At 67.2% G+C, this 18,349-nt stretch carries 21 protein-coding genes; 10 read left to right on the top strand and 11 right to left on the bottom strand.

The window, feature by feature from the left end; all coding sequences use genetic code 11:
• Nucleotides 1–125: 125 nt before the first annotated feature.
• Genes SARO_RS02915 through SARO_RS02905 form a run of 3 tightly spaced genes read left to right on the top strand, consistent with a single transcriptional unit; the run spans nt 126 to nt 2,622 of the window.
• Nucleotides 126–818 carry a Tim44/TimA family putative adaptor protein gene (locus SARO_RS02915; RefSeq protein ID WP_041550655.1) on the top strand — a complete coding sequence of 231 codons (693 nt, stop codon included), beginning with the start codon at nt 126–128 and terminating at the stop codon, nt 816–818.
• Nucleotides 819–826: 8 nt separating this feature from the next.
• The gene (locus SARO_RS02910) at nt 827–2,050 is read left to right on the top strand and encodes a murein transglycosylase A (RefSeq protein WP_011444244.1); all 1,224 of its coding nucleotides are present in this window, start codon (nt 827–829) and stop codon (nt 2,048–2,050) included.
• On the top strand, nt 2,050–2,622 hold the full coding sequence (locus SARO_RS02905) for a Smr/MutS family protein (protein WP_011444243.1): 573 nt from the start codon (nt 2,050–2,052) through the stop codon (nt 2,620–2,622). Before SARO_RS02910 ends, SARO_RS02905 begins: the two co-directional genes overlap by 1 nt.
• On the opposite strand, the gene dapE is transcribed toward SARO_RS02905, so the two are convergent.
• The 7 genes from dapE to rpmH all read right to left on the bottom strand — a co-directional run bounded on the left by dapE (nt 2,606) and on the right by rpmH (nt 8,110).
• Nucleotides 2,606–3,733, bottom strand: coding sequence for a succinyl-diaminopimelate desuccinylase (gene dapE / locus SARO_RS02900; RefSeq protein ID WP_011444242.1), 1,128 nt, complete (start codon nt 3,731–3,733; stop codon nt 2,606–2,608). The genes SARO_RS02905 and dapE overlap by 17 nt on opposite strands.
• A complete protein-coding gene (locus tag SARO_RS02895) occupies nt 3,733–4,407 on the bottom strand; it encodes a glutathione S-transferase family protein (protein ID WP_011444241.1) in 675 nt (224 codons plus the stop codon). The genes dapE and SARO_RS02895 overlap by 1 nt, the downstream gene beginning before the upstream one ends.
• A gap of 320 nt (nt 4,408–4,727) precedes the next feature.
• On the bottom strand, nt 4,728–5,381 hold the full coding sequence (gene yihA, locus SARO_RS02890) for a ribosome biogenesis GTP-binding protein YihA/YsxC (protein WP_011444240.1): 654 nt from the start codon (nt 5,379–5,381) through the stop codon (nt 4,728–4,730).
• The gene (gene yidC / locus SARO_RS02885) at nt 5,378–7,180 is read right to left on the bottom strand and encodes a membrane protein insertase YidC (protein WP_011444239.1); all 1,803 of its coding nucleotides are present in this window, start codon (nt 7,178–7,180) and stop codon (nt 5,378–5,380) included. Before yidC ends, yihA begins: the two co-directional genes overlap by 4 nt.
• Before the next feature lie 64 nt (nt 7,181–7,244).
• Complete coding sequence (gene yidD, locus SARO_RS20515) at nt 7,245–7,454, bottom strand: membrane protein insertion efficiency factor YidD (protein ID WP_011444238.1); 210 nt, start codon at nt 7,452–7,454, stop codon at nt 7,245–7,247.
• A complete protein-coding gene (rnpA, locus tag SARO_RS02875; protein WP_011444237.1) occupies nt 7,451–7,939 on the bottom strand; it encodes a ribonuclease P protein component in 489 nt (162 codons plus the stop codon). Before rnpA ends, yidD begins: the two co-directional genes overlap by 4 nt.
• 36 nt (nt 7,940–7,975) lie before the next feature.
• Nucleotides 7,976–8,110 (bottom strand): 50S ribosomal protein L34, encoded by a 135-nt coding sequence (rpmH, locus tag SARO_RS02870; RefSeq protein WP_011444236.1) that lies wholly within the window; start codon nt 8,108–8,110, stop codon nt 7,976–7,978.
• Nucleotides 8,111–8,282: 172 nt separating this feature from the next.
• Here rpmH and SARO_RS02865 point away from each other — a divergent pair, with 172 nt between their 5' ends.
• Nucleotides 8,283–9,590: a sensor histidine kinase gene (locus SARO_RS02865; protein WP_011444235.1), complete on the top strand. Its 1,308-nt coding sequence runs from the start codon at nt 8,283–8,285 to the stop codon at nt 9,588–9,590.
• A gap of 75 nt (nt 9,591–9,665) precedes the next feature.
• Here SARO_RS02865 and SARO_RS02860 read toward each other — a convergent pair whose 3' ends face one another.
• Nucleotides 9,666–11,984 carry a CDC48 family AAA ATPase gene (locus tag SARO_RS02860; RefSeq protein ID WP_011444234.1) on the bottom strand — a complete coding sequence of 773 codons (2,319 nt, stop codon included), beginning with the start codon at nt 11,982–11,984 and terminating at the stop codon, nt 9,666–9,668.
• Between SARO_RS02860 and SARO_RS20920 the strand changes: the two genes are divergently transcribed.
• Nucleotides 11,983–12,372, top strand: a complete 390-nt coding sequence (locus SARO_RS20920) for a hypothetical protein (RefSeq protein ID WP_143004984.1) — start codon at nt 11,983–11,985, stop codon at nt 12,370–12,372. The two genes, SARO_RS02860 and SARO_RS20920, sit on opposite strands and share 2 nt — an antisense overlap.
• A gap of 27 nt (nt 12,373–12,399) precedes the next feature.
• On the opposite strand, the gene SARO_RS20085 is transcribed toward SARO_RS20920, so the two are convergent.
• Together SARO_RS20085 and SARO_RS02850 are read right to left on the bottom strand one after the other, a co-directional pair.
• Nucleotides 12,400–12,876, bottom strand: a complete 477-nt coding sequence (locus tag SARO_RS20085) for a COG3650 family protein (protein WP_011444233.1) — start codon at nt 12,874–12,876, stop codon at nt 12,400–12,402.
• A gap of 38 nt (nt 12,877–12,914) precedes the next feature.
• Nucleotides 12,915–13,694, bottom strand: coding sequence for a universal stress protein (locus tag SARO_RS02850; RefSeq protein ID WP_011444232.1), 780 nt, complete (start codon nt 13,692–13,694; stop codon nt 12,915–12,917).
• A 142-nt stretch (nt 13,695–13,836) separates the two neighbouring features.
• Here SARO_RS02850 and SARO_RS02845 point away from each other — a divergent pair, with 142 nt between their 5' ends.
• Entirely contained in the window at nt 13,837–14,481 is a 645-nt protein-coding gene (locus SARO_RS02845; RefSeq protein WP_011444231.1) for an HAD-IA family hydrolase, read from the top strand.
• Between the two features lie 48 nt (nt 14,482–14,529).
• On the opposite strand, the gene SARO_RS02840 is transcribed toward SARO_RS02845, so the two are convergent.
• The gene (locus SARO_RS02840; protein WP_011444230.1) at nt 14,530–15,402 is read right to left on the bottom strand and encodes a LysR family transcriptional regulator; all 873 of its coding nucleotides are present in this window, start codon (nt 15,400–15,402) and stop codon (nt 14,530–14,532) included.
• 94 nt (nt 15,403–15,496) lie between these two features.
• On the opposite strand from SARO_RS02840, the gene SARO_RS02835 reads away from it, so the two are divergent.
• The 4 genes from SARO_RS02835 to SARO_RS02820 are packed head-to-tail and all read left to right on the top strand — an operon-like array spanning nt 15,497 to nt 18,348.
• Nucleotides 15,497–16,207: a CoA transferase subunit A gene (locus SARO_RS02835; protein WP_011444229.1), complete on the top strand. Its 711-nt coding sequence runs from the start codon at nt 15,497–15,499 to the stop codon at nt 16,205–16,207.
• Complete coding sequence (locus tag SARO_RS02830; protein WP_011444228.1) at nt 16,204–17,100, top strand: hypothetical protein; 897 nt, start codon at nt 16,204–16,206, stop codon at nt 17,098–17,100. Before SARO_RS02835 ends, SARO_RS02830 begins: the two co-directional genes overlap by 4 nt.
• 22 nt (nt 17,101–17,122) lie before the next feature.
• Entirely contained in the window at nt 17,123–17,782 is a 660-nt protein-coding gene (locus tag SARO_RS02825) for a CoA transferase subunit B (RefSeq protein ID WP_011444227.1), read from the top strand.
• A 17-nt stretch (nt 17,783–17,799) separates the two neighbouring features.
• Complete coding sequence (locus SARO_RS02820; protein ID WP_011444226.1) at nt 17,800–18,348, top strand: glutathione peroxidase; 549 nt, start codon at nt 17,800–17,802, stop codon at nt 18,346–18,348.
• Nucleotide 18,349 lies beyond the last annotated feature (1 nt).

Genomic DNA, 18,349 nt, shown 5'->3' with positions numbered 1-18,349 from the left:
GCCCACGTGGTCCGCCCAAAGGGTCATCCACGCGTTGTTCATTTGTAATTCGTACCTATTTGAGGCACGTTGGAATGACGCCGTGCGACCGTGAAAAGCCGCGGCCTGTTTCGGGAAACCTGCTCGTGATTGTTCAAATTGTGATCCTGGCGATGATCGCGGCCTTCCTCGGCCTGCGCCTCTATTCGGTGCTCGGCCGCCGCCCAGAGCGTGACGAGGAACCTATGCGCCGCCGGATCGAACAGCCCGATCCCTCTGCCAAGCCGCACCAGCCCGGCTCGATGGGCAATGCCCGCAGCGCAGAGACCGGTGCGCTCGCTCCCCGCCCGCGCGAGCTGGCCGCTCCCGAAGCACAGACCTTCGACAACAGCGCCGAAGCCGGCGTGCGCGCGATCATCGCTGCCGACCGCCGCTTCGACGTGGCCCAGTTCCTCGCCGGAGCCAAGGGCGCCTACGGCATGATCCTCGAAGCGTTCTGGCGCGGCGACAAGGAAGAGCTGGCCCAGCTTTGCGACGCCGACGTCTATGAAGGCTTTGCCTCGGCCATCGACGCCCGCGCGAACGCCGGCGAAACGATCGACGCCCGCCTGATCCGCATCGAGGAAGCGCGCATCATCGGTGCTTCCATCGAAGGTACGACGGCGCGCATCGCGGTCCGCTTCCTCGCCGACATCGCTTCGGTCACGCGCAATGCCGAAGGGCATGTCGTCGCCGGTTCGCTCGACGACGCTATCGACGCGCGCGACCTGTGGACCTTCCGCCGCGATCTGACCTCGCGCGATCCTGACTGGCTGCTCGACGAGACCGACGAAGCCTGAGGGGCAAGGTGTCCGGGGGACAATCGACCGCCAGGTCCACCACTTCGGTCGGGCTGCTGCTCGGCCTGACGCTGCTGGGCGGCTGCGTGCGACTGGTCCCCGAATCGGGCGGGCCCCGCCCGGTGACGCCGCCCTCGCCTCCGCAGGCGGCAAAGCCGGCCACCGCCGCGCTGACGGGCGTGACGCGTGGCCCGATTGCCGCAGGGCTGGGGTTCAAGCCAGACAACACAGCCGCCGCGCTGCGCTCGTTCGTGCAGTCGTGCCCGCGCCTGACGAAGCGCACTGACAATTCAGGGCTGACCGTCCCCGCCGACTGGGCCCCGGCCTGTGCCGCGGCACCGGGCTGGCCCGAAGGCGAGGCGGCGCGGTTCTTCTCGACCTATTTCGAAACCGCCGAGGTGGGCGACGGCAATGCCTTCGTCACCGGGTACTTCGAACCGGAGATCGCGGGCGTGCGCACCCGCCAGCCCGGTTACGACATTCCCGTCTATGCTATGCCGCCCGATCTGGTGCGGGCAAGGCCGGGCGATGCGCAACCGCTGCCCGACGGCAAGATGCCACTCGGTCGCTATGACGACGCGGGCGTGTTCGTGCCCTACTACGACCGCGGCCAGATCGAGGACGGGGCACTGGCCGAAAAGGGACTGGAGATTGCCTGGGCGGCAGACCCGGTCGAACTGTTCTTCCTCCAGATCCAGGGCTCGGGCCGCCTGCGCGCGCCCGACGGCAGCGTGATCCGCATCGGTTTTGCCGCGCAGAACGGCCATCCCTATTCCGGCATCGGCTCGCTCATGCGCGAGCGCGGACTGATCGGCAGCCAGCCGGGGCAATATCCCGGTTCGATGCAGGGCATCCAGCAGTACCTGCGCGACTATCCCGAAGCCGGCCGCGCGCTGATGCGCCAGAACCGCAGCTATGTGTTCTTCCGCGAGCTGACCGGGCCCGGCCCCGTGGGCGCGCTCAACGTGCCCATTTCGGGCCGCTCGACGGTGGCGGTCGACCCCGCCTTCGTGCCGCTGGGCGCGCCGGTCTGGCTCCAGCTTGACCGGACGGAGGCGAGCGGGCTGTGGGTGGCGCAGGACACCGGAGGGGCGATCCAGGGCGCCAACCGCTTCGACAGCTTCTGGGGCGCCGGCGCGGAGGCACGGCAGGTCGCGGGCGGCATGAGCGCGCGCGGCCGCGCGCTGCTCCTCCTGCCGAAGGGGACGCTCGAGCGTCTGAACCAGCGCTGATGCGCGCGCCGCGCGGCCTTTCGCCGGACGAGGCGGAGCTGTGGGAGAAGGTCGCCGCGACGATCAAGCCCATGCATCCCGCCCGCCCCAAGGCGCGTGCCGTGGCGGCAGTGCCCGCAACCGACGTGGCAGTCGCCGCCCCGCCTGCCAGGCGGATCAAAGGCCGCGTGCCGCCGCCGCTTCCCGCCCCCGCGCCGACCCCGATCAAGCGCCCGCTGGAAAGCCATGGCCTCGATTCGAGCTGGGACCGCAAGCTGGCGCGCGGCGCGATCGTGCCGGACGTGACCATCGACCTGCACGGCCTCGGCCTCGACGCGGCCCACGCCCGGCTGACCGGCGGCATCGCGCAGGCGCTGGCGATGGGCGCGCGGGTGATCCTGCTGATCGCGGGCAAGCACCGCCCGCACGACGAACACGACCTGCGCGGTTCGCGGCGCGGGGCGATCCGGGCCAAGCTGCTCGACTGGCTGGCGCACAGCGCTCACGCATCGAACATCGCCGCCGTACGCCCTGCCCAGCCTCGGCACGGCGGGGCGGGCGCGGTCTACATCGTGCTCAGGAAAGGGCGCTGAGGGCAATCCGCCGGTAGATGCGCTGGAGGACGCGGAGGTCTTCCATAGCGACGGCCTCGTCCTTCTTGTGCATCGTGGCGTTGCACAGGCCGAACTCGACGACCGGGCAGACCGCGCGCAGGAAGCGAGCGTCGGACGTGCCGCCGCTGGTGGACAGTTCGGGATCGAGCCCGGTTTCGGCCTTCACCGCATCGGCGATCATCGCGGAAAAGGCGCCGGGCAGGGTGATGAAACTCTCGCCCGAGATGACCGCGCGGACCTCGCCCTTGTGGCGATGGGCGATCTCCTCGACCCTGGCGACCAGCTCGGCGCCGGTATGGCGGTCATTGAAGCGGATCGAGATGCGCGCGCGGGCTTCGGCGGGGATGACGTTGGTGGCGGGATTGCCGACCTCGAGGTCGGTGATCTCGAGGTTGGAAGGCTGGAACCACTCGGTGCCGCCGTCGAGCACGAGCGCATCGAGATCTGCCAGCAGCGCGACGAGGCGGGGGATCGGGTTGTCGGCCAGGTGGGGATAGGCGACATGGCCCTGCGCGCCCTTGCAGGCGATCCACATGTTGACCGAACCGCGCCGCCCGATCTTCACCATGTCTCCCAGGCGGTGGACCGACGTGGGCTCGCCCACCAGGCAAAGGTCCGGCTCGGCCCCGAGCTGGCGGATGAGGTCGATGAGGGGGACGGTGCCGTAGCGGGCGGGGCCTTCCTCGTCGCCGGTGATGATGAAGCTGAGCGTGCCCGCGTCCGCCGGAATTTCGGCCACGGCTGCGACCATCGCGGCGATCGAACCCTTCATGTCGACCGCGCCGCGCCCGTAGAGCAGTTCGCCCCGGCGCTCTGCCTTGAACGGGCCGGACGTCCAGCCCTCGCCTGGCGGGACGACGTCAAGGTGGCCGGCAAAGGCGAAGTGGCGCGCGCCTTCGGGGCCCTTGCGGATGGCGAAGAGATTCTCGACCGGACCGTCGGGCGCTTCGCCCGCGACGAAGCGGTGGATCGCGAAACCGAGCGGTTCGAGCATGGCCTGGAGGCAATCGAAAACCGCGCCGGTGGCCGGCGTGATGCTGGGGCAGTCGATCAGCCGTTCGGCCAGGACGACGGGATCAAGGTCGGTCATCAGCGCGCGGGCTCCTCGAACTGTTCGATCGTCCAGTCCTCGTGCTCGGCCGCCTCGATCCAGGCCTGCATCCAGTCGTGGGTCCAGACCGCTTCCATATAGGTCATGGCGAAGCCGGGGACGGGCACGCCATAGGTCATGAAGCGCGAGACGACCGGGGCGTAGATGATGTCGGCGGCGCAGAAGGTGCCGAACAGGAACGGCCCGCCCTTGCCGAAGCGCGCGCGCGCCTCGGCCCAGAGCGAGAGGATGCGCACGATGTCGGCGCGGACCTCGGGCTTGATCTCGATGGCTTCGACACGCTTGCGGATGTTCATCGGCAGGTTGCGGCGCAGCGGCAGGTAGCTGGAATGCATTTCCGCGACCATCGAGCGAGCCATGGCGCGCGCGGTCTCGTCCTTGGGCCAGAAGCGGTCGCGCCCGACCTTGTCGGCGAGGTAGTCGATGATCGCGAGGCTGTCCCACACGACGGGAGCGTCTGGGCCTTCGCCGTCCCACAGGATCGGCACCTTGCCCGAGGACGGAGCGAGATCGTCGGCACGGCGGGCCTCGTCCCAGTCCTCGCCATAGAGCGGGACGGTGATTTCCTCGAAGTGGAGGCCCGATTGCTTGGCAGCCAGCCAGCCGCGCAAGGACCAGCTGGAGTAGTTCTTGTTGCCGATGATCAGCTTCATCGCATTCGCCCTGTTACGCCTCCGGGGCGCGTAGCCGTTCAGGTTGCTGCTGTCGAGCATGAACAGGTTTACGCAGTTTACAGTGTCCAGGGAAGTTAACCCCGCGACCTTCGCGAGCGCTTCGCGAAGGCGCGCTTCGGTGAGCGGGGGCGCGGAAGTTCCACAGCGCGTGATGGCGTTGCGGGGGATCGGCGGGAGATGAGCGCGGCGGGACATGGCGCGCGGACGGTGGAGCCGCGCGCCAGCTGTAGGACAGTGCGAATTGCGCCGGAATGGCTGTACTGGACTTGTCGAAGGCGGCCAGACAGGCCGGCCTGACCCTAGCCCATCGCGTCCTGGAGGACGGCAGCGCGCAGTTCCTCGATGCCCATCTTCTTTTCCGAGGAGGTGACGATGATCTCGGGATAGGCGGCGGTGCGCTTGCGGGCGGCGGCGATGGTCTCTGCCGTCACCTTCTCCAGTTCGCTGGCCTTGATCTTGTCGGCCTTGGTCAGGACGATGCGATAGCCAACGCCCGCTTCGTCGAGCATCTGCATCATGTCGTCATCGACCGGCTTCACGCCATGCCGGCTGTCGATCAGCAGCAAGGTGCGCTTGAGAACGACGCGGCCGCGCAGGAAATCGCGGACCAGCCGGCGCCAGGTCTCGACCACCTTGGGCGGGGCCTTGGCAAAGCCGTAGCCGGGCATGTCGACCAGCCGCAGACGGGTGGGCTCTCCGACCTCGAAGTAGTTCAATTCCTGCGTGCGGCCTGGCGTGACCGAAGTGCGCGCAAGCGACTTGCGCCCGGTCAGCGCGTTCAGAAGCGACGACTTGCCGACGTTGGAGCGGCCCGCGAAGGCGATCTCGGGCACGTCCGGGTCGGGCAGGAACTTGAGCGCGGGGGCGGACTTCAGGAATTCGACGCGGCCCGCGAAGAGCAGCCGCGCCTGTTCGATCAGTTCCTGGTGAGCGGCTTGTTCTTCGGGGGTCAACGCGCCTTCGGCTTCCGGGTGGAAGTCGCCTTCTTTTCACGAGTGACGGCGCGGTCGATGTCGACCTGGTCCTTGTCGGCCTGCGCCTTGAGCTGCGGGTGGCGGCTGTAGAGATACTTCTGCTGCGCGATGGTCAGCAGGTTCGAGGTGATCCAGTAGATCAGCAGGCCGGCCGCGAAGGGGGCCATGACGAACATCATGATCCACGGCATGAACGCGAAGACCTGCTGCTGCGCCGGGTCCATTGCCGCGGGTTGCAGCTTGAACTGGAGCCACATGGTGATGCCAAGCAGGATCGCCAGCACGCCAATGCCGAGGAAGCTGGGCGGATCGAACGGAAGCAGGCCGAACAGGTTCAGCACGTGCAGCGGATCGGGCGCGGAAAGGTCCTTGATCCACAGCGCGAAAGGCTGGTGACGCATTTCGATGGTCAGGACCAGCACCTTGTAGAGCGCGAAGAACACCGGGATCTGCAGGAAGATGGGGAGGCAACCGGCGAGAGGATTTACCTTCTCGCGCTTGTACAGCTCCATGATTTCCTGCTGCTGCTTCTGCTTGTCGTCCTTGTAGCGCTCCTGGATCGCCTTCATCTTGGGCTGGAGCGCGCGCATCGCCGCCATCGAGGCGAACTGGCGCTGGGCAATCGGGAACATCACGCCGCGCACGATGAGCGTGAGCAGGATGATCGCGACGCCGAAGTTGCCGACCTTCTTGAAGATCGAATCGAGCAGCCAGAAGATCGGCTTCTCGAACCAGCGGAACCAGCCCCAGTCGATGGACAGGCTGAAATTGGTGACGCCCGCAGCCTCGTACTTCTCGAGAACCGCGTTTTCCTTGCCGCCGGCGAAGAGACGCACGGTCTGGCTCAGCGCCTTGCCCGGCGCGATCGAGACCGACGGATAGATGAGATCGGCGCGATAGACGCCCTGGCCGAGCGAGCGGAACGCGGCTTCTGCCTTGGCATTGGCATCGGGGATCAGCGCCGAGAGCCAGTAGATGTCGGTAAAGCCGATCCAGTTGGCGGTGCCCTTGAAGGGAATCGCGCCGCCTTCGGCCTCGGCCACGGTCGAGTAGTTGTTGTCGAAGTTCACCGAGCCGTCGAACGCGCCGATCGGGCCGGAATGGACGTTCCAGGTATCGAGGCTGGCGGTCTTGTCGGTGCGGTTGACCAGCGCGAAAGGCCTGACGACGACCGGCGCGGGACCGGTGTTGGCGACGCCCTGCGTCGCCGTGATCATGTAGTCGCCGTCGATCGCATAGCGGATCGAGTAGGTCTGTCCCGAAGCGTTGGTCCAGCGCAGCGTGACCGGAGTCTGGGGGGTAAGCTTCGCGCCATCGGCCTGCCACATGGTGTTGGCATCGGGCGCTGCGACGCCTTCACCGACCCAGCCGATCTGGGCAAAGTGCTGCGCGGGGGTGCCAGCGGGCGAGAACAGGCGCACGGGAGCGCTGTTCCTGTCCACGCCTTCACGGTGGCGCGCGAGCGTCACGTCATCGACCAGCGCACCCTTGAGATTGATCGAGCCCTTGAGGCCCGGCGCATCGATGGCGATGCGGTGACCGGCCGCCAGTTCCTGGGCCAGGTCCTTCTTCTCGAGCGCGATGTCGCCCGCGTTCTGGAGGCCGCCTTCGCGCGTGCGCTTGGGCTTTTCGCCATTGGCGGGTTCTGCCGATGCGGCGGCTTCGACCTTGGGCTTTTGCGCCGGCTGCGGGTAGAACCAGCGCATCGCGACGTCCCAGCCGAGCAGCAGGATGCCGGTAAGGACCACTGCCATGATGAGGTTGCGCTGATTCTGCACCGTGTTTCGCGTCCTGTCAGTCAATGCCCGCGCGAGGCGGCTTCAATTCGGTTCGGGGGAAGGCTCAGGGAACGGGATCGTAGCCGTGCCCACCCCACGGATGGCAGCGCAATAGCCGCTTCGCTGCCAGCCAGCCACCCTTAATCGCGCCATGCTTTTCCAGCGCTTCGATCGCATATTGCGAGCAGGAAGGGCTGTAGCGGCACGAGGGCGGGAGCACCCGCGAAGGCCCGAGTTGCCAAGCCCGGGCGATGAGGATGAGGAGGCGCTTCACTTGTTCGGCCCCGGACCCTGGCTCTGGCCTTGGTCCTGACGCTGGCCCTGACCTTGGCCCTGACCTTCGCCTTTGCCGCGTCCGTGATGGACGCGGGGGCCGGAACGCTTGCGCGGCGGATCGCCCTTGCCGGCAGCGGCGCGGGAAAGCGCAACGGCAAGTTCCTCGCGCAGCAGCGCAAAGTCGCGCTCGACGCCGCCTTCGCGGCCGATCATCACGTGGTCCGCGCCGGGGATGCCACCGGTCGGCAACGCCTCGCGCAGGAGCGCGCGGAAACGGCGTTTCATTCGGTTGCGGACGACCGCATTGCCGATCTTCTTGGTGACGGTGACGCCGAATCGCATCTCGGCATCAGCAACGGACGCATCATCGCCCGGCTTCGCGACGCGGTTCACCAACAGCACGAATCCGGGCCTTGCGACCCGGATCCCGCGGTTGGCGGCAACGAAGTCCGCCCGTTTCCGGATGGTGGCGATTCGGGTCACCCCGCGCCAGCCCCTGCCGGATTTATGCTGTCAGCTTCAGGCCGACAGCTTCTTGCGGCCACGCGCGCGGCGAGCGGCCAGCACCTTGCGGCCGCCAACGGTGGCGGTACGGGCGCGGAAACCGTGGCGGCGGGCACGCACGAGACGGCTGGGCTGGAAAGTGCGCTTCATCGGTTTTCTCTTCTATTCGAATCTGTGAACTGGCATCCGCCGCCGCGAAAGCGACGGGCCGGAATCAGGCCGTGGCCGATAGGCGAAGGGGCGGTTCGCGTCAACCCTGCGGCGATTGCCGGGGCCGCTTCAATACGTTGCCCCCTTCCCGCTTAGCGGTTAGTCACGCCCGATGAAAAGGGAAACCCAATCCCGCGTGCTCTGGTGGCAGCGCGCCCCGCGCATTCCCACGCTTGCGTTGTTCGCCGTGGTGGCCCTGGCCCTGCTCGGGACGTTCTCGCTCATCATCGCCACGGTCGAGGCCGAGCGCACCCAGCGCGAGCAGGCGGCGCGCACCAGCGGCATACTTGCCTCGCTGGACGAAATCATCCGCGCGACGATGAACGGCGAGACCGGGCAGCGCGGCTACTTCATCACCAGCGACACCCGGTATCTGGCACCCTACCGCGAAGGGCAGGAGCGCTATTCCATCGAGATCCGGCGCCTGCGCGAGAAGATGGGCGGGGAACTGCCCGAGGAGCAGGCGCTGCTGGTGGGCGAGATCTCGCGGCTGGGCGATGCCAAGTGGGCGGAAATGGCGGGCGTCGTCCGGCTGGTCGAGGAACGCCGCATTCCCGACGCCCACGCACGGCTGCTTTCCGACGAAGGCCAGCTTGCCATGAACGGGCTGCGCCGTGCCGTCGCCAAGCTCGAGGACATCGAGCGCATCAGGCTGGAGCAGGCCGTGCAGCGCGCGGCGGCGGCCGAGGCCAAGATCCTGCCTTCGCTGGCCGCGCTGTTCGTTGTCATCGTCTGCGCGCTGGCGCTGGGCCTGTGGCAGGCGATCCGCAAGGCAGAGGCAGAGGCCCTGGCCGAGGGCGCGGCGGCGATCGCCGAGGCGCGCGACCGAGCGGACCTTCTCGCCAAGGAACTCAACCACCGGGTGAAGAACCTCTTCGCGGTGATTCTGGCCATCGTGAAGATGAGCGCGCGCGGCGATGCCGCAGCAGCGCCCGCGGTGGACCGCATCGCCAAGCGCATCCACGCCCTGGTTACCGCGCACGAAGTGACGCAGGGCACCGGCAAGGACCAGACGGTCGACTTCGCGGACCTCGTCGGCAAGGCCATCGCGCCCTATCGTTCGTCCTCGGAGCGATGCGAACTGGCCGGCGAGGAGCTTGTCCTGCCGGGCAAGCATGCCGTCCCACTGGGGCTGGTGCTGCACGAACTGGTGACCAACGCGGTCAAGTACGGTGCATGGTCGCAGCCCGGCGGGCTTGTGCGGGTGCGGTGGAGCCGCGAGGGCTCGCGCGCGAAAGTGCTGTGGGAGGAACTGGCCGCAGGCGAAAGCGCGACAGCCGCGAAGCCGGGACGCGAGGGCTTCGGATCGGCATTGATCCGCTCGTCCGAGCGCCAGCTTGGCGGAACCATCGCGCGCCGCTTCGATGTGCGCGGGATCGTGGTGGAAATGGACTTTGCGCTGGAGGGCGCCGAGGACTGAGGCACTGGTCGTTGCGAGCGTCGGTGCGAACCGGGCCGGGTGGCCGGGTTCGCAACGACAATGCAACGCATGGCGTCAGCCGTGCTTCGATTCGCGCGTCGGCTGGACCATGCCGGGAACGATGAAGCCGAGCGGACCGGGGTTCATCGCGCGCTTCTTCAGTTCGCCCTTCATCCGGCCGTACTCTTCCTCCATCTGCTCGGTCACCGTGGCGCGCGAGTCTTCGAGGGCTTCGTCGAAGTCGGAAGCTTTGACCTGATCGACGTTGCCGCCGCCGCGACGGATGGCGTTCAGGCCCGCCCGGCGCACCACGTCCTCGAGATCGGCGCCGGTGAAGCGGTCGGTCGCGCGGGCGACCAGGGCGAGGTCCACGTCGGGGGCGAGCGGCATGTTGCGGGTGTGGATGCCCAGGATGTGCTCGCGCCCGGACATGCTCGGCGTGCCGACATAGACCAGTTCGTCGAAACGACCCGGACGGAGCAGCGCAGGATCGACGAGGTTGGGTCGGTTGGTCGCGCCGATCAGGACGACGGATTGCAGTTCCTCCAGCCCGTCCATCTCGGCAAGGATGGTGTTGACCACCCGCGCTGTGACGTTGGGTTCGCCCTGCCCGCTGCCGCGCGCGGGGACGAGGCTGTCGATCTCGTCGATGAATACCACGCAAGGCGCGACCTGGCGGGCGCGGGCGAAGAGGCGCGCGATCTGCTGTTCGCTCTCCCCGTACCACTTGGACAGGAGGTCGGACGACTTGATCGCGATGAAGTTGGCTTCCGCCTCCTTCGCCACGGCCTTGGCCAGCAGGGTCTTGCCGGTGCCGGGCGGACCATAGAGCAGGAAGCCCTTGGCCGGCCGGATGCCGAGGCGGTGGAAGGCCTCGGGGTTCTTCAGCGGCAGCTCGACGCCTTCGCGCAGCTTTTCCTGCGCTTCGTCCAGACCGCCGATGTCGGCCCAGCCGATGGTCGGAGCCTGGACCATGACTTCGCGCATGGCCGAGGGCTGAACGCGCTTCAGTGCCTCGAGGAAATCGTCGCGTTCCACCCGCAGGCTGTCGAGGACGTCCTGAGGAATGGTCTGCTGTTCGAAATCGAGCCGCGGCATGATGCGGCGGACAGCCTCGATCGCGGCTTCGCGGGCAAGAGCCGCAAGATCCGCGCCGACGAAGCCGTGCGTGGTGCGGGCAAGCTCCTGGAGGTCGACATCCTCGGCCAGCGGCATCCCGCGGGTGTGGATGCCGAGGATCTCGCGCCGGCCGCTTTCGTCCGGAACGCCGACGACGATCTCGCGGTCGAAGCGACCGGGACGGCGCAAGGCCTCGTCGATCGCGTCGGGCCGGTTGGTGGCGGCGATGACGACCAGGTTCGAGCGGCTGTGCAGGCCGTCCATCAGCGTGAGGAGCTGCGCGACGAGGCGCTTCTCGGCCTCGCCGTGAACTTCGCTGCGCTTGGGCGCGATCGAATCGATCTCGTCGATGAAGATGATCGACGGCGAGTTGGCGGTTGCCTCCTCGAACACCTCGCGCAGGCGCTTCTCGCTCTCGCCATAGGCCGAGCCCATGATCTCGGGCCCGTTGATGGTGAAGAACGAGGCGTCGCTCTCGTTCGCGACGGCGCGGGCGAGGCGGGTCTTGCCGGTGCCCGGCGGGCCATGGAGAAGCACCCCCTTGGGCGGATCGACGCCGAGGCGGGTGAAGAGTTCGGGATAGCGCAGCGGCAGCTCGACCATCTCGCGGAGCTGGCGGATGGTATCGCCCATGCCGCCAACGTCGTCGTAGTTGACGTCGGCGCGCGAGCTGCGCGGCTCCTCGTATTCGGGGCGCAACTCGACCTCGGTGTTCTCGTCGATGTGGACCACGCCCTTGGGGCTGGTCGAGACGACGGTGAGGCGGATCTGGGTGAGCGCAAACGCCGGCGCATTGAGCATCTGGCGCAGTTGCGGCGGCATGTCGGTGCGGTTGACCTGCTGCTGCCCCGCCGTCGCGACGAGGTCGCCGGTGACCAGCGGGCGCCCCGCGAAATTGCGCTTGAGCGCAACCGCCGGGCCCTGGAGGCGCAGGTCCTTCTGCGCCGGCGCGAAGACGACGCGCTGGGCGGGGCGCGAATCGATCTTGCGCACTTCGACATGCTCGCCCGAGCCGACATCGGCGTTGGCGCGCTGGAGCCCGTCGAGGCGAATGAGTTCGAGGCCCTCGTCCTCGGGATAGGGCTGGATGACCCGCGCGGCGGTGGCGCGCTTGCCGACGATCTCGATCACGTCGCCTTCGGTCACGCCGAGCTGCGACATGACATGCCGGCTGATGCGAGCGATGCCGTGGCCGCTTTCTTCCTGGCGGGCGCCCGCCACCTGCAGGCGCACGGTGCGCCCCTCGGTCCGGGCTTCGGTTGCCGCATCTGCCATGAGTGAATTTCCCCTTGAACTGCCGACAAGAACCGATGTGGGAACCGGCGGGCGGGATTTCAAACGCTGGAGAAGCAGGTTGGTTGCGAACCGCCCGGTGACGAGCCCGACAGGTACGCGCAATGCGGGTCCGGAACGCGAACAAAAAAAAGACCCGGCAGTTGCCCGCCGGGTCGGAAAGTTTTGGGAGAGGATGCCTGAAAGGCAGAATCTGTATGCAACGCACCCTGTTTTTGTGCAAGTGCGAAATGAGAAATCCTCGTTGCAGTTTTTGCAATTTATGGGTCAAATAGCTGAAATACTGGAAATTCTCGGTTGTTTCAGACGTAACCAGACAGGACCGTTCGGTTCGCAATTGATTGCAGGCACGCAGCGCAGTCACGCATGACGCAGTGCACAAAGAGATTCGCAAGCGTCAGCGAGCGCAGCCGCGCTGAATGTCGGGGCCGATCCGCCGCACGACCGTGAGCGGATAGACGGTGTCGGACATGCCGTCCGAACAGTTGCCCGCGCCCACTTCCAGTTCGAGCGGCTTGCCATCGAGCGTGCCGGCAAACACGGCCTTGCCGTCGCGTTCGGTGCGGCGGACGGGGATCGCGATGCCATCGGGCGACTCGGGGGTGGAGTAGGTGAGCGTCGCCCCCTTCACGCTTGCCGACCAGAACGGCTCCGTGCCCAGCGCGCGGAAGGCCGGTGGGACGGTTGCCGGGAGGACGCTGGCCGAATCATTGGCCGAAGCGCTGGCAGGCGACGCGGGCAAGGCATCGAGCGACGACGCCGGCGCCGGCTGGGGGATCGCGGTTCCGCTCGGCTCACCGACGGGTTCGGGATCGGAAGGCTGCGAGCAGGCGGCGAGCAGCACGAGCGCGAGGGACGGGAAGAGGATCTTCATCCCCTCGCCCTTGCCCGCGCCGGCGCCGCAGCCAAGCCTCAGTGAGCCAGGAGCAGCGGGATCTGCGACCGATCGAGCATTTCACGCGACACCCCGCCAACCAGCAGTTCGCGCAGGCGGCTGTGGCCGAACAGACCCATGACGATCAGCCCTGCCCCCACCTCGCGCGCGCATTCCTCGAGGGTAAACGCGATTGAACCGTTGCGCTCCCTTTCGTGGACCTCGGCATGGAGATCATGGCGGGAAAGGTAGCAGGCAGCCTCGGAGGCGGGGAAGGTATCGGCCTTCTCGCGCACGGTCACGAGGTGGACCGCGCTGGCCATGCGCAGGAACGGCAACGACGCGCGCAGGGCATTGGCCGATTCGTGTCCGCCGTCCCATGCCACCAGCACCGGGGCATCGAAGGTGAGCATCGGCACGCCCCGCGGCACCGCGAGGACCGGGCTGCGCAGCCCGAGAACCAGTTCCTCGAGCGAGGGATGGTCGAGCGTATCGACCACGATATCGGCAAAGCGTGCGGCGGCGGCGGCGGCCTCGACATGACCCGAATCCTCGATGGTCACATCGAACGGCACGTCCTGCGAGGCCATGCGCGCGTCGAGCTGGCGCTGGAGCTTTTCGTCCCCCTCGCGCGCATCGGCAATCGCGGCGGCCGAAATCGTGGCGCCGCCGAACGGTTCCCATACGGCCATCTGCGCGAACGGGGTCGAAATCTGGAAGGTGACGTGGCCCTTCGTCGCGCGGGCGAGCGCCAAGGCCGTTTCGACCCGGTCATCGAGGGTTTCGGATGCATCGACCGGACAAAGAATGGAGCGCATGGGATCCTCCTGTTTTCAGCTCCCTATCCCTCCCGCAGGACAGTGCGCCTCACCATGATCCACGTCAAATTCCCGGCATATTGGTAGGTTGCCGGATTTCATCGTCCGGTTAAAGGAGTGGGCAGACGGCACGGGAGGATGAATGACTTACGCAGCGGTGATCTTCGACTTCGGCGGCGTGATCACGTCCTCGCCCTTCGAGGCTTTCAACCGGCTCGAGGCCGAGCGCGGCCTTCCCCGCGATCTCGTCCGGCGGATCAATGCCCTGAACCCGGACACGAACGCATGGGCCCTGTTCGAACGAGCCGAGATCGGCGCGGCGGAATTCGACCGGCTGTTCTCGGAAGAGGCGCGCGCGCTGGGGCACGAGCTGGACGGCGCTTCGGTGCTGGCGGTTCTCGCCGGCGCGGTGCGCCCGGCAATGGTTTCCGCGCTCGACCGCCTGGCGGCCGAAGGCTACCGCCTGGGCTGCATCACCAACAACGTGCCCGCCGGACACGGCGCTGGCATGGCCCGGAGCGCCGACGCGCACGACGAACTGGAACAGATCTTCGCCCGGTTCGAGCATGTGATCGAAAGCAGCAAGGCCGGGGTCAGGAAGCCCGATCCGCGCATTTACCTGATGATGTGCGACGCGCTTGGCCTGGAGCCGCGCCAGTGCGTCTATCTCGACGACCTTGGCATCAACTGCAAGCCGGCCGCCGGTCTGGGGATGCATGCGATCAAGGTGACCGGCGGGGATCAGGCGCTGGCCGATCTTGGCGCAGTGCTCGGGCTGGCTTTCTGAAGGCCTTCTGGCTGAAGGCCTTCTGGCGCGAAGCCGAGCGAACAGGGGCTAGCCGTCGATCCGCAGATCTCCGGCGCGGCGGAACAGTTCGAGCACGAGGGGATCGCTTTCGGTGCTGCGGATCGCGGCTTCGAACCGCACCGTGCGGCCGGGGCGCGGCAGGACTTCCACCAGCCGACCGGCCTCCAGCTCCGCCCGGACCATCGGTTCGGGAAAGACCGCCGCGCCGCCGCCGCCAATGACGATCTCGATCAGCGTGCGCACGTTGTTGCAGGTTGCGATGGAGCGCGGCGCAACGCCGTTGGCTGCGAGCGATTCCACAGTCACGCCGTGCAGCGGCGAATGATCGGGAATCGACCATACCGGCAGCGGCCGGGCAAATCCGCCCGCCGCCGCCGTGGCGCTGCTGGCCGCCCAGACCAGCCCCACCGACCCGATCGGCGCGGTCCTTATGCCGGGGCTGGCGACGGGTCCGGCAAGAAAGGCAAGGTCGATCGTCCCGCCCAGCAGTTGCTGGAACATGCGCGCGGTAAGATCGAGTTCCAGTTCGAGAGTGACGCCGGGCAGATCGCGTTCGACCGTGTTGACGAACCCCGGAAGGCATGAGGCCGCCGCGATCTCTCCGCTGCCGATGCGCACCACGCCGGTCGCGCCCTCGAAACCGGATGCGGTGAGCAGCGCCTTCTCGAAGCCTGCCCAAAGCGGCTCGCATTCCTGCACCAGTCGCCGTCCGCGTGCGGTGAGCACCATGTTTCGGCCTTCCCTGCGAAAGATCGAGATGCCAAGCTGGTCCTCGATCTCGCGGACGCGGGCAGATATCGCGGGCTGGGTAGTGTTGAGTCGCTCCGCCGCCGCGCGAAAGGTGCCGAGCCGCGCGATCCACATAAGTGTTTCAAGATGGTAGAGGGCAATGCGCTTCATCCGATCAGAGCTTGTTATCGATTACGATAAAAAACAATCGCTCTTTTCGATTTATGTCCTGTGCTACCAGCGCCTCCGAAAGGGAGAGTCCTGAATGTCGAACAAGCTCTATCCGGATGCCGCCGCCGCGCTCGAAGGCCTGCTGCGCGATGGCCTGCTCATCGCCTGTGGCGGATTCGGCCTTTGCGGCATCCCCGAGCGGCTGCTCGATGCGGTGCGCGATTCGGGGGTGAAGGACCTGACCTTCGCGTCGAACAATGCCGGGATCGACAACGAAGGCATCGGCAAGCTGCTGCGCACGCGGCAGGTAAAGAAGATGATCTCCAGCTATGTCGGCGAGAACAAGGAGTTCGAGCGGCAGTACCTTTCGGGCGAGCTTGAGGTCGAGTTCTGCCCGCAAGGCACGCTTGCCGAGCGCATGCGCGCAGGCGGCGCGGGCATTCCGGGCTTCTACACCAAGACCGGCGTCGGCACGCTGGTGGCGGAAGGCAAGGAAACGAAGCTCTTCGACGGGCAGGAATATGTCCTCGAACGCGGCATCTTTGCCGATCTCGCGCTGGTGAAGGCGTGGAAGGCCGACGAAACCGGCAACGTCGTGTTCCGCAAGACTGCGCGCAACTTCAACGTTCCGGCCGCGACTTGCGGCAAGGTCTGCGTGGTCGAGGTGGAGGAAGTTGTGCCTGCGGGCAGCCTCGATCCGGACAGCATCCACCTGCCGGGCGTCTATGTGCAGCGCATGATCGTGGGCGCGCCCTACGACAAGAAGATCGAGTTCCGCACCGTTCGCGAGCGGGAGGCGGCGTGAGATTGCGCGCGCTGCCACTTGCGGCAGTGCTGGCGATGGCCGCAACGCAGCTTGGCGGCTGCGTGGCGGCGGCGGCGCTGGTGCCGCTCGCGGCCGGTGGAACCATGGTCGGCAAGCGCGCTGGCGGAACGAAGGGCACGGCAGGCCAAACGGCGGCAGCGCCCGGCGCGCCGGTGGGCGAGGTGGCCGTTGGCGAGGTGACGGTCGGCAGGGGCGTGGCGGTGCCACCTCCGGACATTGCGCCGCCGGTCGAGGATGAACCCGAGCAACCCGGCCCGGTCGATCCGCCAGCGCTTTCGGCTGCCGCCATCCTGCCCCAGGCCGAGGTTCAGGACGATGGCTATGCGGCGATGACCGCGTTCGTGCTGGCGGCAGCGGAAGCGCCCAAGGGCAAGAAGGAGCGGCGTTCGGCGCTGCTCGACCAGAAGAGCCTGGCCGGTGTGCCACGGATGACCGACTGCGCGGGCCAGCGCGGTGCGCTGCTGGTCGATCTGGACCCCGGCGAAAAGCCGTTCGACCTGACCGACCCACCCGCCCCGGCACCGGGCCTTGCCGACCGCCTGCGCGCCATACGGGGCACGGGGACGGCGGTGGTGTGGATCGCGACCCTTCCCGAGAGCGCATCCAGGGACCTTGCCAACCTGCTTGCCGCGACCGGGCTCGACCCGCTGGGCATCGACGGGATGCTGCTGCTGCGCGGCCGCGAGACGCGCAAGCAGGAACTGCTGAACCGCGCCGGCGAGGACTGGTGCGTTCTGGCCATCGCCGGCGACCGCAAGGCCGACTTCGACGAGGTATTCGATTATCTGCGCAACCCGGACGGGCCGGTCGCGCTGGCGCTGGAGCAGCACATCGGGGCCGGCTGGTTCCTGGTGCCGCCTCCGATCCGATGAATTCTGACAGGACAGGAAACCGATGAGCACGCAAGACGGACAGAAGGCAGGCTGGAGCCGCGACCAGATGGCGGCGCGCGCCGCGAAGGAACTGCGCGACGGCTACTACGTGAACCTCGGGATCGGCATTCCGACGCTGGTCGCCAACCACGTGCCCGAAGGCATGACCGTGACGCTCCAGTCCGAAAACGGAATGCTGGGCATCGGTCCCTTCCCTTATGACGACGAGGTCGATCCGGACCTGATCAACGCCGGCAAGCAGACTATCAGCGAGCTGCCGCAGTCCGCCTATTTCGACAGCGCCACCAGCTTTGCGATGATCCGCGGCGGCAAGATCGACCTCACCGTGCTGGGCGCGATGGAAGTGGCCGAGAACGGCGACATCGCGAACTGGATGGTGCCGGGCAAGATGATCAAGGGCATGGGCGGGGCGATGGACCTCGTCGCGGGCGTCAAGAAGATCATCGTGGTCATGGAACACGTCGCCAAGGACGGCAGCCCGAAGTTCATTCCCACCTGCACCCTGCCGCTGACCGGGCGCAACGTCGTCGACATGATCGTGACGGACCTTGCAGTCTTCCAGCGTCCGGACCACAACTCTCCCTTCCGCCTGGTCGAACTGGCACCGGGCGTCACCGCCGACGAGGTGCGCGCCAGAACGACGGCGCACTACGTCGAGTAACAAAGGGAGAAACTGCCTTGCCGGATACCCTCGCCGCCATACCGCTCACCCGCATCGACGGAACCGCGGACAGCCTCGCGAACCATGCCGGCAAGGTGCTGCTGGTGGTCAACGTCGCATCGAAGTGCGGCCTGACCCCGCAGTACGAGGGACTCGAGGCGCTCTACAAGGCGCGCAAGGACGAGGGGCTCGAGGTGCTGGGCTTTCCGGCCAACGACTTTGGCGCGCAGGAGCCCGGGTCGCACGAGGAAATCGCCGAGTTCTGCAAGCTCAACTATGGCGTTTCCTTCCCGCTTTTCGCCAAGGCCGACGTGACAGGCCCGGGCAAGCAGCCGCTTTACGCCGCGCTGACCGAAGCCGCGCCAACGAAGCAGGGGCCGGCGCAGGAATTCCGCGACCGGCTCAAGGGTTATGGCATGACGCCGACCGAGGACCCGGAAGTGCTGTGGAACTTCGAGAAGTTCGTGATCGGACGCGACGGCGAGGTCGCGGCGCGCTTTGCCCCCGGCGTCACCCCTGACGACCCCGCGCTGCTGGCAGCGATCGACGCCGAACTGGCAAAGTGAC

Origin of the sequence: Novosphingobium aromaticivorans DSM 12444, from assembly GCF_000013325.1 — a bacterium.
GTDB lineage: Bacteria > Pseudomonadota > Alphaproteobacteria > Sphingomonadales > Sphingomonadaceae > Novosphingobium > Novosphingobium aromaticivorans.
Note: the sequence above shows the minus strand (reverse complement) of the source record. Positions and strands in the feature narration are given on the sequence as shown.

Excerpts from the sequence above, each read along its gene's own strand:
- SARO_RS02905 (WP_011444243.1), top strand. The coding sequence starts at position 2,050 with ATGCGCGCGCCGCGCGGCCTTTCGCCGGACGAGGCGGAGCTGTGGGAG.
- dapE (WP_011444242.1), bottom strand. The coding sequence starts at position 3,733 with ATGACCGACCTTGATCCCGTCGTCCTGGCCGAACGGCTGATCGACTGC.
- SARO_RS02895 (WP_011444241.1), bottom strand. The coding sequence starts at position 4,407 with ATGAAGCTGATCATCGGCAACAAGAACTACTCCAGCTGGTCCTTGCGC.
- rpmH (WP_011444236.1), bottom strand. The coding sequence starts at position 8,110 with ATGAAGCGCACTTTCCAGCCCAGCCGTCTCGTGCGTGCCCGCCGCCAC.
- SARO_RS02865 (WP_011444235.1), top strand. The coding sequence starts at position 8,283 with ATGAAAAGGGAAACCCAATCCCGCGTGCTCTGGTGGCAGCGCGCCCCG.
- SARO_RS20920 (WP_143004984.1), top strand. The coding sequence starts at position 11,983 with ATGAGTGAATTTCCCCTTGAACTGCCGACAAGAACCGATGTGGGAACC.
- SARO_RS02860 (WP_011444234.1), bottom strand. The coding sequence starts at position 11,984 with ATGGCAGATGCGGCAACCGAAGCCCGGACCGAGGGGCGCACCGTGCGC.
- SARO_RS20085 (WP_011444233.1), bottom strand. The coding sequence starts at position 12,876 with ATGAAGATCCTCTTCCCGTCCCTCGCGCTCGTGCTGCTCGCCGCCTGC.
- SARO_RS02850 (WP_011444232.1), bottom strand. The coding sequence starts at position 13,694 with ATGCGCTCCATTCTTTGTCCGGTCGATGCATCCGAAACCCTCGATGAC.
- SARO_RS02845 (WP_011444231.1), top strand. The coding sequence starts at position 13,837 with ATGACTTACGCAGCGGTGATCTTCGACTTCGGCGGCGTGATCACGTCC.
- SARO_RS02840 (WP_011444230.1), bottom strand. The coding sequence starts at position 15,402 with ATGAAGCGCATTGCCCTCTACCATCTTGAAACACTTATGTGGATCGCG.
- SARO_RS02835 (WP_011444229.1), top strand. The coding sequence starts at position 15,497 with ATGTCGAACAAGCTCTATCCGGATGCCGCCGCCGCGCTCGAAGGCCTG.
- SARO_RS02825 (WP_011444227.1), top strand. The coding sequence starts at position 17,123 with ATGAGCACGCAAGACGGACAGAAGGCAGGCTGGAGCCGCGACCAGATG.